Source organism: Streptomyces sp. NPDC006925 (assembly GCF_042869575.1).
Classification (GTDB): Bacteria; Actinomycetota; Actinomycetes; order Streptomycetales; family Streptomycetaceae; genus Streptomyces.
On record NZ_JBIAGB010000013.1, the window covers coordinates 200806 to 213869 of the forward strand.

11 protein-coding genes and 1 rRNA gene are annotated in these 13064 nt (G+C 69.8%); 10 read left to right on the forward strand and 2 right to left on the reverse strand.

Annotated features, from left to right (window positions below):
* The first annotated feature begins 109 nt into the window (after positions 1–109).
* From eccD to ACFYNS_RS19580, 6 genes are all read left to right on the forward strand, one after another.
* Positions 110–1636, forward strand: coding sequence for a type VII secretion integral membrane protein EccD (eccD, locus tag ACFYNS_RS19555; protein ID WP_388604126.1), 1527 nt, complete (start codon positions 110–112; stop codon positions 1634–1636).
* Between the two features lie 94 nt (positions 1637–1730).
* Positions 1731–2021: a 30S ribosomal protein S15 gene (gene rpsO / locus ACFYNS_RS19560; protein WP_016470189.1), complete on the forward strand. Its 291-nt coding sequence runs from the start codon at positions 1731–1733 to the stop codon at positions 2019–2021.
* A 332-nt stretch (positions 2022–2353) separates the two neighbouring features.
* Positions 2354–4588, forward strand: a complete 2235-nt coding sequence (locus ACFYNS_RS19565) for a polyribonucleotide nucleotidyltransferase (protein WP_360296267.1) — start codon at positions 2354–2356, stop codon at positions 4586–4588.
* On the forward strand, positions 4585–5979 hold the full coding sequence (locus tag ACFYNS_RS19570; RefSeq protein ID WP_360296233.1) for a pitrilysin family protein: 1395 nt from the start codon (positions 4585–4587) through the stop codon (positions 5977–5979). The genes ACFYNS_RS19565 and ACFYNS_RS19570 overlap by 4 nt, the downstream gene beginning before the upstream one ends.
* A 70-nt stretch (positions 5980–6049) precedes the next feature.
* Positions 6050–6802, forward strand: coding sequence for a 4-hydroxy-tetrahydrodipicolinate reductase (dapB, locus tag ACFYNS_RS19575; RefSeq protein WP_388604098.1), 753 nt, complete (start codon positions 6050–6052; stop codon positions 6800–6802).
* A 22-nt stretch (positions 6803–6824) separates the two neighbouring features.
* Positions 6825–7289 carry a hypothetical protein gene (locus tag ACFYNS_RS19580; protein ID WP_360303073.1) on the forward strand — a complete coding sequence of 155 codons (465 nt, stop codon included), beginning with the start codon at positions 6825–6827 and terminating at the stop codon, positions 7287–7289.
* Between the two features lie 52 nt (positions 7290–7341).
* Here ACFYNS_RS19580 and ACFYNS_RS19585 read toward each other — a convergent pair whose 3' ends face one another.
* Together ACFYNS_RS19585 and ACFYNS_RS19590 are read right to left on the reverse strand one after the other, a co-directional pair.
* A complete protein-coding gene (locus ACFYNS_RS19585) occupies positions 7342–7914 on the reverse strand; it encodes a hypothetical protein (RefSeq protein ID WP_360303071.1) in 573 nt (190 codons plus the stop codon).
* A gap of 135 nt (positions 7915–8049) precedes the next feature.
* A complete protein-coding gene (locus ACFYNS_RS19590; RefSeq protein ID WP_360303069.1) occupies positions 8050–8286 on the reverse strand; it encodes a hypothetical protein in 237 nt (78 codons plus the stop codon).
* Positions 8287–8552: 266 nt separating this feature from the next.
* Between ACFYNS_RS19590 and thyX the strand changes: the two genes are divergently transcribed.
* From thyX to ACFYNS_RS19610, 4 genes are all read left to right on the forward strand, one after another.
* The gene (gene thyX, locus ACFYNS_RS19595) at positions 8553–9290 is read left to right on the forward strand and encodes an FAD-dependent thymidylate synthase (RefSeq protein ID WP_360303067.1); all 738 of its coding nucleotides are present in this window, start codon (positions 8553–8555) and stop codon (positions 9288–9290) included.
* Between the two features lie 277 nt (positions 9291–9567).
* Complete coding sequence (gene dapA, locus ACFYNS_RS19600; protein ID WP_388604101.1) at positions 9568–10467, forward strand: 4-hydroxy-tetrahydrodipicolinate synthase; 900 nt, start codon at positions 9568–9570, stop codon at positions 10465–10467.
* Between the two features lie 180 nt (positions 10468–10647).
* Entirely contained in the window at positions 10648–12333 is a 1686-nt protein-coding gene (locus ACFYNS_RS19605; protein WP_360303063.1) for a ribonuclease J, read from the forward strand.
* A gap of 436 nt (positions 12334–12769) precedes the next feature.
* Positions 12770–13064, forward strand: a 16S ribosomal RNA gene (locus tag ACFYNS_RS19610); the annotation flags it as partial.

The window sequence follows — 13064 nt, forward strand, 5'->3', positions numbered from 1 at the left end:
CGGTGGCCGTGACGGCACGTCGGCGGATGGTGCGGCCGACGCCCGGCGGACGGTTGCACAGCCCATTGTCGAGCAGGTGCTCAGCAGGATCTTCGAGGGGGACACACAGGTGAGTACGACGGCTTCCGCCGCGGCCACCGGATCCGGCGGGCAGCCGGGCTCCGGCGGCGCCCGAGGTGCGGCCGGTGCGTCCGGCCGGGCGGCCGGATCGGCACTGGACACCGGTTTCAGCCGGGTGACCATCGTCGCCCCCGACAGCCGGATCGACGTCGCACTGCCCGAGGACATCCCGGTCGCCGACCTCTACCCCGAGATCCTGCGGCTCTCCGGCCAGAGTCCCACCGAGGGCGCACCCGTCGGCTACCACCTGGTGCGCCGCGACGGCACGGTCCTGGACAGCTCCCGGTCGTTCGCCGCCCAGCGCATTCTGGACGGCGAGGTGCTGAGCCTGCGCCCGTTCGCGGAGTCGCTGCCGCCCGCCGTCTTCGACGACGTCTCCGACGCCGTCGCCTCGGCCGTCACCCGCGACCGGCGGCTGTGGGGCGACGACATGATGCGCGCCGCCGGACTGATCGGCGCCGGGGTGCTGCTGTCGCTGACGGCGGTCGTGCTGTGGTTCTCCGACCCGGCCGGCCACGACATGCACGGGCTGGCCGGCGTCCTGGCCGCCGTCACCGGGGTGCTGCTGGTGGCGCTGTCCGCGGTGCGCGCCCGCGTCTACGAGGACCGGCCCACCTCGATCACCCTGGGACTGACGGCCATGCCGCACCTCATGGTGGCGGGCAGCGGCCTGCTGCCCCTGGAGGACGGGCTCGGTATCGGCAAGCTGCAGTTCCTCCTCGGCTGTGTGAGCGTCCTGCTGGCCGCCACCCTGCTGATCGCGCTCACCCCCGACGGGGACGGCCCGTTCGTCGCCGCCGCGTTCACCGCGACCCTCGGCACCCTGATCACCTTCATCGCGATCGTCGCCGATCTGCCCCCGACGGAGACGGCCGCCGTCTGCGCGCCCGTCGCCGTCGGCGTCCTCGCCTTCCTGCCGAGCCTCTCGACCCGTTTCGCCCGGCTGCCCATCGGCTTCGAGGCCACCCGCACCCGGATGAGCGACTACGACGCCGACCCGGACGCGGCCCCCGAGACCCAGGGCCCGATCGACGGCGAGCGGATCGCGGCACAGGCGCGGCGCGGCCACGAGCTGCTGGTCGGCCTGGTCGGCGGCTGCGCCGCCGTGGTCGTCGTCTCCACTGCCGTGCTCAGCTTCTCCGCCTCGGGCTGGGGGCAGCTCCTCGCCCTCGCCACGGGGCTGGCGATGCTGCTGCGGGCCCGCCTCTTCCGCTACACCTCCCAGGTCAGCAGCGCGCTGGTGGCGGGCCTGGGGGCGCTGCTGCTGCTCGGCGCGGGGCTGGCGGCAGACTTCCCCGCCGAGGGCGACGCACTGCGCACCGTGTGGCTGAGCGCCGCGCTCGCCATGGCGGCCGTGCTGGCCGTCGCCGTCGGCCTGGCCGTCCCCCGCAAGGGTGTGACACCGTTCTGGGGCCGGTTCGTGGAGATCCTGGAGACGTTCGTCCTGCTCACCCTGATTCCGCTGTGCCTGGCCGTGATGCAGGTCTACTCGGCGGCCCGCAGTCTCACCAGCTAGCCACTGGTACCCTGTACCGGCCTCCCGAGTATCGAAGTCTCCCCTGTGAAGCAGACCAGGGGCGCTCGGCGGCTGGAATCCCTGAGGAGTACGAGTGTCGTCTCTCGACGCCGCGACGAAGAAGCAGATCATCTCCGAGTTCGCCACCAAGGAGGGTGACACCGGCTCCCCCGAGGTCCAGGTGGCGCTGCTCTCCCGTCGCATCAGCGACCTGACCGAGCACCTGAAGACCCACAAGCACGACCACCACTCGCGCCGTGGTCTGCTGCTGCTGGTCGGCCAGCGTCGCCGCCTGCTGCAGTACCTGGCCAAGAAGGACATCCAGCGCTTCCGCGCGCTGGTCGAGCGCCTCGGCATCCGCCGCGGCGCGGCGGGCGCCCGCTAGCACATGACGAAGGGAGCGGTTCCCGGACCCGGGGGCCGCTCCCTTCGCCGTATCGCAGTACGGCAGCTCGCCGTATCGCAGTACGACGGCCTCTCGCGGAGCGTGGAAGCTTTGTAGTCTTGTCCACGCGAGACGAAGCCGGACAGACATCACTGACAGTATGGACCAGGAGCGCACCCGAGACGCCGGTCCTCGGTAGTGGCCCCCGGGACCCGCGGCGAACCCGCGGAACCGCCGGGAGCTTCGATCGAAGACCGGCCCGCACCGGGAGCGCTCCTGAGTACACAGTCCGCCGCGGACGAGCGGTGGACGCAGACGAGGAGATATTCCTGGTGGAGAACGAGACCCACTACGCCGAGGCCGTCATCGACAACGGCTCCTTCGGCACCCGCACGATCCGTTTCGAGACCGGGCGGCTGGCCAAGCAGGCCGCCGGTTCGGCCGTGGCCTACCTGGACGACGACACCATGGTGCTGTCGGCGACCACCGCCTCGAAGCAGCCCAAGGACCAGCTCGACTTCTTCCCTCTGACGGTCGACGTCGAGGAGCGGATGTACTCGGCCGGCAAGATCCCCGGCTCCTTCTTCCGACGTGAGGGCCGCCCGTCCGAGGACGCGATCCTCACCTGCCGGCTGATCGACCGCCCGCTGCGCCCCTCGTTCAAGAAGGGCCTGCGCAACGAGATCCAGATCGTCGAGACGATCATGGCGCTCAACCCCGAGCACCTCTACGACGTGGTCGCCATCAACGCCGCCTCCTGCTCCACGCAGCTCGCGGGGCTCCCCTTCTCCGGCCCGATCGGCGGCACCCGTGTCGCCCTGATCAACGGCCAGTGGGTCGCCTTCCCGACCCACTCCGAGCTGGAGGACGCGGTCTTCGACATGGTCGTCGCGGGCCGGGTGCTGCCCGACGGCGACGTGGCCGTGATGATGGTCGAGGCCGAGGCCACCGAGAAGACCATCGAGCTGGTCAAGGGTGGCGCCGAGGCGCCGACCGAGGAGGTCGTGGCCGCCGGTCTGGAGGCCGCGAAGCCGTTCATCAAGGTGCTGTGCAAGGCGCAGGCCGACCTCGCCGCGAAGGCCGCCAAGCCCACCGGCGAGTTCCCGATCTTCCTGGACCACCAGGACGACGTCCTGGAGGCCCTCACCACGGCCGTCCGCGACGAGCTCGCCCAGGCGCTGACCATCGCGGGCAAGCAGGAGCGCGAGAGCGAGCTGGACCGCGTCAAGGCGCTGGCCGCCGAGAAGCTGCTCCCGCAGTTCGAGGGGCGCGAGAAGGAGATCTCCGCGGCCTACCGGTCGCTGACCAAGACCCTGGTGCGCGAGCGCGTCATCAAGGAGAAGAAGCGCATCGACGGCCGCGGCGTCACGGACATCCGTACGCTGGCCGCCGAGGTCGAGGCCATCCCGCGGGTGCACGGCTCGGCGCTCTTCGAGCGCGGCGAGACGCAGATCCTGGGCGTCACCACGCTCAACATGCTCCGTATGGAGCAGCAGCTGGACACCCTCTCGCCGGTGACCCGCAAGCGCTACATGCACAACTACAACTTCCCGCCCTACTCCACGGGTGAGACGGGCCGCGTCGGCTCCCCCAAGCGCCGCGAGATCGGTCACGGCGCGCTCGCCGAGCGTGCGCTGATGCCGGTGCTGCCGACCCGCGAGGAGTTCCCGTACGCGATCCGGCAGGTCTCCGAGGCGCTGGGCTCCAACGGCTCGACGTCCATGGGCTCGGTCTGCGCCTCCACGATGTCGCTGCTGAACGCCGGTGTGCCGCTCAAGGCCCCGGTCGCCGGCATCGCCATGGGCCTGATCTCCCAGGACGTCGAGGGGGAGACGCACTACGTCACCCTCACCGACATCCTCGGCGCCGAGGACGCCTTCGGTGACATGGACTTCAAGGTCGCCGGCACCAAGCAGTTCGTGACCGCCCTCCAGCTCGACACCAAGCTGGACGGCATCCCGGCGTCCGTGCTGGCCGCGGCGCTCAAGCAGGCCCGCGACGCGCGGATGCACATCCTCGACGTGATGACCGAGGCGATCGACGTTCCGGACGAGATGTCCCCGAACGCGCCGCGGATCATCACCGTGAAGATCCCGGTGGACAAGATCGGTGAGGTCATCGGCCCGAAGGGCAAGATGATCAACCAGATCCAGGAGGACACCGGCGCCGACATCACCATCGAGGACGACGGCACCATCTACATCGGTGCCGCCGACGGTCCCGCGGCCGAGGCGGCCCGCTCGACCATCAACGGCATCGCCAACCCGACGATGCCCGAGGTCGGCGAGCGCTACCTGGGCACCGTCGTCAAGACGACCACCTTCGGCGCCTTCGTCTCGCTGCTGCCCGGCAAGGACGGTCTGCTGCACATCTCGCAGATCCGCAAGCTGGCCGGCGGCAAGCGGGTGGAGAACGTCGAGGACGTCGTCGGCGTGGGCCAGAAGGTCCAGGTCGAGATCGCCGAGATCGACCAGCGCGGCAAGCTGTCCCTGATCCCCGTCCTGGACGAGGAGGAGGGCGGCGAGTCCGAGGGTTCCGCCGACTCCGAGGACGAGACCGCGAAGTGACGCGTACGTTCCGTACGACGGCCCGCCCCGCCGCTTCGGCAGGGCGGGCCGTCGCCCGTCCCAAGACCCGCACCCGGACCCTGATCCCGGGGCAGAACGGTGCGGGCACCGTCCGCAGGAGCGTGCTGCCGGGCGGACTCCGGGTGATCACCGAAACGCTGCCGACGGTGCGCTCGGCGACCTTCGGCATCTGGGCGCACGTCGGCTCCCGCGACGAGACCCCCGCGCTGAGCGGCGCCACCCACTACCTGGAGCATCTGCTCTTCAAGGGCACCGAGCGGCGCAGCGCACTGGAGATCTCCGCGGCGGTCGACGAGGTGGGCGGTGAGATGAACGCGTTCACCACCAAGGAGTTCACCTGCTACTACGCACGGGTCCTGGACGCGGACCTGCCGCTGGCCATCGACGTCGTCTCCGACATGCTCACCGGCTCCGTCATCGACCCGGCGGAGGTCGAGGCAGAGCGCGGCGTCATCCTCGAAGAGATCGCGATGACCGAGGACGACGCGGGTGACTGCGTCCACGACCTGTTCGCGCACACCATGTTCGGCGACACCCCGCTGGGCCGTCCCGTGCTGGGCACCGTGGACACCGTCAACGCGCTCACCAGGGACCAGGTGGCCCGCTTCTACAAGAAGCACTACGACCCCACCCGGCTGGTGGTCGCCGCCGCCGGAAACCTCTCGCACACCGAGGTCGTCAACCGGGTGCGGGACGCCTTCGACCGGGCCGGCGCGCTGCGGCGCACCGAGGACGCCGAGCCGGTCGCACCCCGCTCGGGCACCCGCACCCTGCGCGCCGGCGGCCGGGTCGACTTCCTGGACCGGCCGACCGAGCAGGCGCACCTGGTCCTGGGGATGCCCGGAGTCTCCCGGCACGACGAGCGCCGCTGGCCGCTCGCCGTGCTCAGCACGGCGCTCGGCGGCGGTATGAGCTCCCGCCTCTTCCAGGAGATCCGCGAGCGCCGGGGCCTGGCCTACAGCACCTACGCCTACACCTCCGGATACGCCGACTGCGGCCTCTTCGGGGTCTACGTGGGCTGCCGTCCCAGCCAGGTGCCCGACGTGCTCAAGATCTGCCGCGAGGAGCTGGAGAACGTCGCCCGGCACGGACTGGACGACGACGAGGTGCGGCGCGCCGTCGGGCAGCTCGCCGGCTCCACGGTGCTCGGGCTGGAGGACACCGGGGCACTGATGCACCGGGCCGGCAAGAGCGAGTTGTGCTGGGGGGAGCAGATGTCCACCGACGCGATGCTCGCCAAGATCACCGCAGTCACTCCCGACGACATCCGCGCGGTCGCCCGCGAGGTTCTGGACCGCCGCCCCTCGGTGTCCGCCATCGGGCGGCTCACCGACCGCCAGGCAGCGCATCTGCACGAGGCCGTGGCCTGAGCCGGTCCGCCGTGGCCTGAGGCCGGTCAGGCCGTCCCACCGTCCCATTCACACGTAAGGAACCAGCACAATGAGCAAGCTGCGGGTCGCTGTCCTCGGCGCCAAGGGCCGGATGGGCTCCGAGGCCGTACGGGCCGTCGAGGGAGCCGAGGACATGGAGCTGGTCGCGGCTCTGGGCAGCGGCGATCCGCTCCGGACGCTGACCGACGCGGGCGCCGAGGTCGCAGTCGACCTCACCCGTCCGGACGCCGTCATGGGCAACCTGGAGTTCTGCCTTGCCCACGGCATCCACGCCGTCGTCGGCACCACCGGCTGGACGGACGACCGGTTGGCGAGCGTACGCACCCAGCTCGCCGCCGCCCCGGGCACCGGCGTGCTCATCGCCCCGAACTTCGGTATCGGGGCCGTGCTGACGATGCGCTTCGCGCAGCAGGCGGCCCGTTTCTTCGAGTCCGTCGAGGTCGTCGAGCTGCACCATCCCGGCAAGGCCGACGCCCCCAGCGGCACCGCCGTGCGCACCGCCCAGCTCGTCGCCGAGGCCCGCGGCGCCGCCGGGCTTCCCGCGCAGCCCGACGCCACCACCACCGCACTGGAGGGAGCACGCGGCGCCGACGTGGACGGTGTGCCCGTGCACGCGGTGCGGCTGCGGGGTCTGGTCGCGCACCAGGAGGTCCTCTTCGGCGACGAGGCCGAGACCCTCACCATCCGACACGACTCCCTGCACCGCAGCTCCTTCATGCCGGGCGTGCTGCTGGGCGTCCGCAAGGTCCCCGCTTCCCCGGGGCTCACCTTCGGGCTCGAGCACTTCCTCGACCTGGACTGACCGGACGACGGAGCTCAGCAGCATGCGCGCGAAGATCACTTACTTCCTCCTGGCCGCCGTCCTGGTCGTCTACTTCGTCCTGGTCGGCAGCCGGGGTGTGCTGCTGATCCAGCAGGGCACGGTCGTCACCGTCGCCTTCGGCGGCGCCGTCCTGGTGCTGCCCTTCATCGGCGGGTGGTTCCTGTGGCACACCACCCGGTTCGCGCGGCGTGCCGGACGGCTGGCGCGGCTGCTGGAGGCCGAGGGCGGACTCCCGGTCGACGAACTCGCGCGCACACCCTCGGGGCGCATCGACCGCGCCTCGGCGGACGAGGTCTTCGCCCGGCGCCGGGCCGAGACGGAGGAGCAGCCGGACGACTGGCGCTCCTGGTTCCGGCTCGCCGTCGCCTACCACGACGCCCGGGACACCCCCCGCGCCCGCAAGGCGATGCAGCACGCGATCGCTCTGCACGAGGCGGCCCCCCGGGACAGGACGGGCTCCGGCTGACGGGCTCCGCCTGCGGGCCGCCCGGGTGCTCCGTCTGCGGGCCGCCCGGGCGCTACCGGGACTCGGCGGCCCAGCTCTCTATGACGTCGGCGGCCCGCTCGAAGGCACGTGGCCGGGTGACGAAGTCGGCGTTGCGGCTGGTGAGCAGCGTCCTGTCGGCCTGCGCCGAGTCCGCGGACCGGGAGGAGGGGGTGCGGGCCAGCACCAGGGCCTCGCCCTGCACCGTGCGCGGCATCCCCAGCCACCGCACGGGGCGCTGCACCGTGCGCAGCCTGCCCGCCTCCGACCAGCGCAGCGTGGTGGTCCGCAGCAGTCCGACATGGCGCAGCCCGTGGGAGCTCACCCACACGCCCGCGCGCAGCAGCCGCACGGCGAGGACGATCAGCAGCAGACCGCAGCCCGCGCATATCGCGCCGCTGGGCAGCAGCCCCTCGGCCAGCGAGATGATCAGGGCGGAGAACAGCACGTAGGAGGCGAGCAGCAGCAGCAGTGCGCCGCCGCCGACCCGGCAGGGGCCGGGGCGGTAGGGACGCCGCCACAGATCGCGGTCGGCCTCGGCGAGGGTCACCGACTGGGCCGCGAGTACGTGATCCTCGCGGTCGGCTGTCACAAAGGGCAGGGGCACGGCACAGTCCTCGCTCGCTCACGACAGGGTCTTGTCCAGCGGCTGCTCGCCGCAGCGGTATGAGCGGTGACATTAGCGAGACCTGGTCGGTGCGGTCACCCCCGGGTGGCGTTCCCGAAGGTGACCGCACCGCGGTCAGCGGCCCTCGGCCGCAGCCGGAGGCTTGTTCGAGGGACTCTGGTCCTCACTGAGGGCCGGAAGGCCGAGGAGGACCGAGCCCACGAGCCCGGCGACGACGGTCAGCCCCACCAGGGCGCTGCCGGCTACCTCCCGGAAGCTGCGCCGTGCTGCGGGCGGGGGAGTGACATTGCTGCGGAACCGGTCTGCCTCGGCTATGAAGGCGAACGGGACGGACTCTCCGCGGCGGGACATGACGGTGTGCTCCTGCGTGATCGTTCTGGTCGGTTACGAGGACAACGCCCGGGCGGGCTCGGAAGTGCCCGTCGTCGCCGGACGCATGTGAAAAATATCAACAGGCACGGCGAGGTATGTCACCGGGGTCGCGTTTCTTCGACATGAGAGCCGTTTGTCCTGCTAATAGCAGTCAAAACGGACTACCGGATCCGCCATGGCCCGACTGTCGGACCCTCCCCTTAGGCTGGCCCCGCTCTGGCATACGTACGTGGAAGGACCAGCCGGTGACCGAAACCCCCGCCCCGCCCGCCCCCAGTTTCCGCAGCGACATGACGGTCGAGCTGGTGAAGCACAGCGCGTCCGACACCGATGTGCTCTGGGCGGCCCGGGTCTCCACCGCGGGCGAGCTGTCCCTGGACGAGCTGAACAAGGACCCGGAGCGCTCCAAGGGGCTGATCAACTTCCTGATGCGGGACCGCCACGGAAGTCCTTTCGAGCACAACTCCCTGACGTTCTTCATCAGCGCCCCCCTCTTCGTCTTCCGGGAGTTCCACCGGCACCGCGTCGGCTGGTCCTACAACGAGGAATCCGGCCGCTACCGCCGGCTTCAGCCGGTCTTCTACGTCCCCGACGCCGACCGCAAGCTCGTCCAGCAGGGCCGTCCGGGGAAGTACGAGTTCGTCCCCGGGACCGAGGAGCAGCACGAGCTCACGAGCCGTTCCATGGCGGACGTCTACCGGAAGGCGTATGAGACCTACGAGGAGATGCTGGCGGCCGGTGTCGCCCGCGAGGTCGCCCGCGCGGTGCTGCCGGTGGGTCTCTACTCGTCGATGTACGCCACCTGCAACGCCCGGTCGCTGATGCACTTCCTCGGTCTGCGCACCCAGCACGAGCAGGCCAAGGTGCCCAGCTTCCCGCAGCGCGAGATCGAGATGGTGGGCGAGCTGATGGAGCAGCAGTGGGCCAAGCTGATGCCGCTGACGCACGCCTCCTTCAACGCCAACGGCCGAGTCGCACCCTGACGCCGTCCACGCCCGCTCGGGGTCTTCCGGCCGCCTCGTCCCGAGCCGCCTACCGCCGGTCGGCGGGGTCCGGGAGGTGTCCGTATTGCGACGTTTGAAGAAGTTCATCTAGGGTGATTGTGCGGCCCCGGCACTGCCTGAACCCCCGAGCAGGCAGTGCCGGGGCCCTCTTCGCACACTCCCCGCGCCGGAACCCCACCGTTTCCCCGGCGCACCGCCGCCGCATCGACGGCCCCGAGGGAGCATCGCGGGGTGCGCTGCGAGTAGCGTGGACCCTATGGCTCCGACCTCCACACCGCAGACGCCCTTCGGGCGGGTCCTGACCGCGATGGTCACGCCGTTCACCGCGGACGGCGCGCTCGACCTCGACGGCGCGCAGCGGCTCGCCGCCCACCTGGTGGACGCCGGCAACGACGGCCTCGTCGTGAACGGCACCACCGGAGAGTCCCCGACCACCACCGATGCGGAGAAAACCCAGCTCGTCCAGGCGGTCGTGGAGGCCGTGGGAGAGCGTGCACACGTGGTCGCCGGAGCCGGCACCAACAACACGGCGCACAGCCTCGAGCTGGCCCGCGCTGCCGAGAAGGCAGGTGCACACGGCCTCCTGGCCGTGACGCCCTACTACAGCAAGCCCCCGCAGGAGGGTCTCTACCAGCACTTCACGGCGATCGCCGACGCCACGGACCTCCCGGTGATGCTCTACGACATCCCGGGCCGAAGCGGTGTGCCGATCAACACCGAGACCATCGTCCGGCTCGCCGAGCACCCCCGCATCGTGGCCAACAAGGACGCCAAGGGTGACCTCGGCCGCGCGAGCTGGGCCGTCGCCACCAGTGGGCTGGCCTGGTACAGCGGGGACGACATGCTCAACCTGCCGCTGCTGTCGGTGGGCGCCGTCGGGTTCGTCTCCGTGGTCGGCCACGTCGTCACGCCGGAGCTGCGCGCCCTGCTGGAGGCACACCTCAGCGGTGACGTCGCCAAGGCCACCGAGATCCACCAGAAGCTGCTCCCCGTCTTCACCGGCATGTTCCGCACCCAGGGTGTGATCACGACCAAGGCCGCGCTCGACCGGCTGGGCCTCCCGGCCGGACCGCTGCGCCTTCCGCTGGTCGAGCTGTCCCCGGAGGAGCTGGAGCAGCTCAAGCACGATCTCGCCCACGGCGGGGTACATCTGTAGATCTCAGACTTCAACAACTGCATACCGCCGGACACCGGCTGTCGTGCACGACGGACTGTGCCGCAGCCTCACCGAACAAGCACGACACGCGCGAACGACACGCGCCGCTGCGTGCGCATCATGAATATCGCGCGCCACGTACCCAGGCGGGTGCGTGGCGCGCGTGGTAAGGAGAGTCTTTTGAGTCATCCGCACCCTGAGCTGGGCCCGCCGCCGAAGCTCCCCAAGGGGGGCCTGCGCGTCACCCCATTGGGTGGGCTCGGTGAGATCGGCCGCAACATGACCGTCTTCGAGTACGGCGGCAGGCTCCTGATCGTCGACTGCGGCGTCCTCTTCCCGGAGGAGGAGCAGCCGGGCATCGACCTGATCCTCCCGGATTTCACCTCCCTGCGGGACCGGCTCGACGACATCGACGGCATCGTCCTCACCCACGGCCACGAGGACCACATCGGTGGCGTCCCCTACCTCCTGCGGGAGAAGGCGGACATCCCGCTGATCGGCTCCAAGCTGACCCTCGCCCTGATCGAGGCCAAGCTCCAGGAGCACCGGATCCGCCCCTACACCCTCGAGGTCGAGGAGGGGCACAGCGAGCGCGTCGGCCCCTTCGACTGCGAGTTCCTCCCGGTGAACCACTCCATCCCCGACGCGCTGGCCGTCGCGATCCGCACCCCTGCGGGCATGGTCGTCCACACGGGCGACTTCAAGATGGACCAGCTGCCGATGGACGGGCGCCTCACCGACCTGCGGGCCTTCGCCCGTCTCGGTGAAGAGGGCATCGACCTGCTGCTGAGCGACTCGACCAACGCCGAGGTCCCCGGCTTCGTGCCGCCGGAGCGCGACATCTCCTCGGTGCTGCGCCAGGTCTTCTCCAGCGCCCAGAAGCGGATCATCGTGGCCAGCTTCGCCAGCCACGTCCACCGCATCCAGCAGATCCTGGACGCCGCGCACGAGCACGGCCGCCGGGTCGCCTTCGTGGGCCGCTCCATGGTCCGCAACATGGGCATCGCCCGGGACCTGGGCTATCTGCGGGTTCCCGCCGGTCTCGTCGTCGACGTCAAGACCCTCGACGACCTGCCGGACGACGAGGTGGTGCTGGTCTGCACCGGATCCCAGGGCGAGCCGATGGCGGCCCTGTCCCGGATGGCCAACCGCGACCACCAGATCCGCATCGTCCAGGGAGACACGGTCATCCTGGCCTCGTCCCTCATTCCGGGGAACGAGAACGCCGTCTACCGAGTGATCAACGGGCTGACCCGCTGGGGCGCCAACGTCGTCCACAAGGGCAATGCGAAGGTGCATGTCTCCGGACACGCCTCCGCGGGCGAGCTGCTGTACTTCTACAACATCTGCCAGCCGAAGAACCTCATGCCCGTGCACGGCGAGTGGCGGCATCTGCGTGCCAACGCGGAGCTGGGTGCGGCGACCGGTGTGCCCCACGACCGCATCGTGATCGCCGAGGACGGCGTCGTGGTCGATCTGCTCGACGGCAAGGCGAAGATCAGCGGCAAGGTGCAGGCCGGCTACGTCTATGTCGACGGCCTCACCGTCGGCGACGTCACCGAGTCCTCCCTCAAGGACCGGCGCATCCTCGGTGACGAGGGCATCGTCTCGATCTTTGTCGTCGTCGACAGCACCACCGGCAAGATCGTGGGCGGACCCCATCTGCAATCCCGCGGCTCCGGTATCGACGACGCCGACTTCGCCGCGGTCATCCCGAAGCTCGACGAGGCGCTCGCCAAGTCCGCCCAGGACGGCGTGGCGGAGACCCATCAGCTCCAGCAGCTGGTGCGGCGCACCGTCGGCAAGTGGGTCTCGGACACCTACCGCCGGCGTCCGATGATCCTGCCGGTCGTCGTCGAGGTCTGACGCCCCGTCGGGCCGCAGCACAGGCCCACGGGAGGGCGGGGCGCCTCGATTTGCTTCCAGGCGCCCCGCTCCAGTACGTTTACATCTCCACCGCAACGGGAAACCGGGCGCACTACGGCCCGGAACCATCCCGATGCCAGGAATCCGAAATCGGCTCGGAAACGAGCAGGATCAAGATTCTGGTAAGGTTGGAGACACCGAAAGGGCAAACGTCCGGAGAAACCGGTACTGCATCGTCAGAACCGATTGGTTTCGAAGGAAGCGTCCGTTCCTTGAGAACTCAACAGCGTGCCAAAAGTCAACGCCAGATATGTTGATACCCCGACCTGCCGAGTTTTCGGTGGGTTGAGGTTCCTTTGAAATACACAACAGCGAGGACGCTGTGAACCGGGGGATTATTCCTCCTCTGGTTCCGCTCTTCCTGTGGATGGAAGCATTCACGGAGAGTTTGATCCTGGCTCAGGACGAACGCTGGCGGCGTGCTTAACACATGCAAGTCGAACGATGAAGCCGCTTCGGTGGTGGATTAGTGGCGAACGGGTGAGTAACACGTGGGCAATCTGCCCTGCACTCTGGGACAAGCCCTGGAAACGGGGTCTAATACCGGATATGATCACCGGCCGCATGGTCTGGTGATGGAAAGCTCCGGCGGTGCAGGATGAGCCCGCGGCCTATCAGCTTGTTGGTGGGGTGATGGCCTACCAAGGCGACGACGGGTAGCCGGCCTGAGA

Bases quoted from the DNA above. Each gene is read 5' to 3' on its own strand.
- dapB (WP_388604098.1), top strand. From the start codon at position 6,050: ATGAGCAAGCTGCGGGTCGCTGTCCTCGGCGCCAAGGGCCGGATGGGC.
- ACFYNS_RS19580 (WP_360303073.1), top strand. From the start codon at position 6,825: ATGCGCGCGAAGATCACTTACTTCCTCCTGGCCGCCGTCCTGGTCGTC.
- ACFYNS_RS19590 (WP_360303069.1), bottom strand. From the start codon at position 8,286: ATGTCCCGCCGCGGAGAGTCCGTCCCGTTCGCCTTCATAGCCGAGGCA.
- dapA (WP_388604101.1), top strand. From the start codon at position 9,568: ATGGCTCCGACCTCCACACCGCAGACGCCCTTCGGGCGGGTCCTGACC.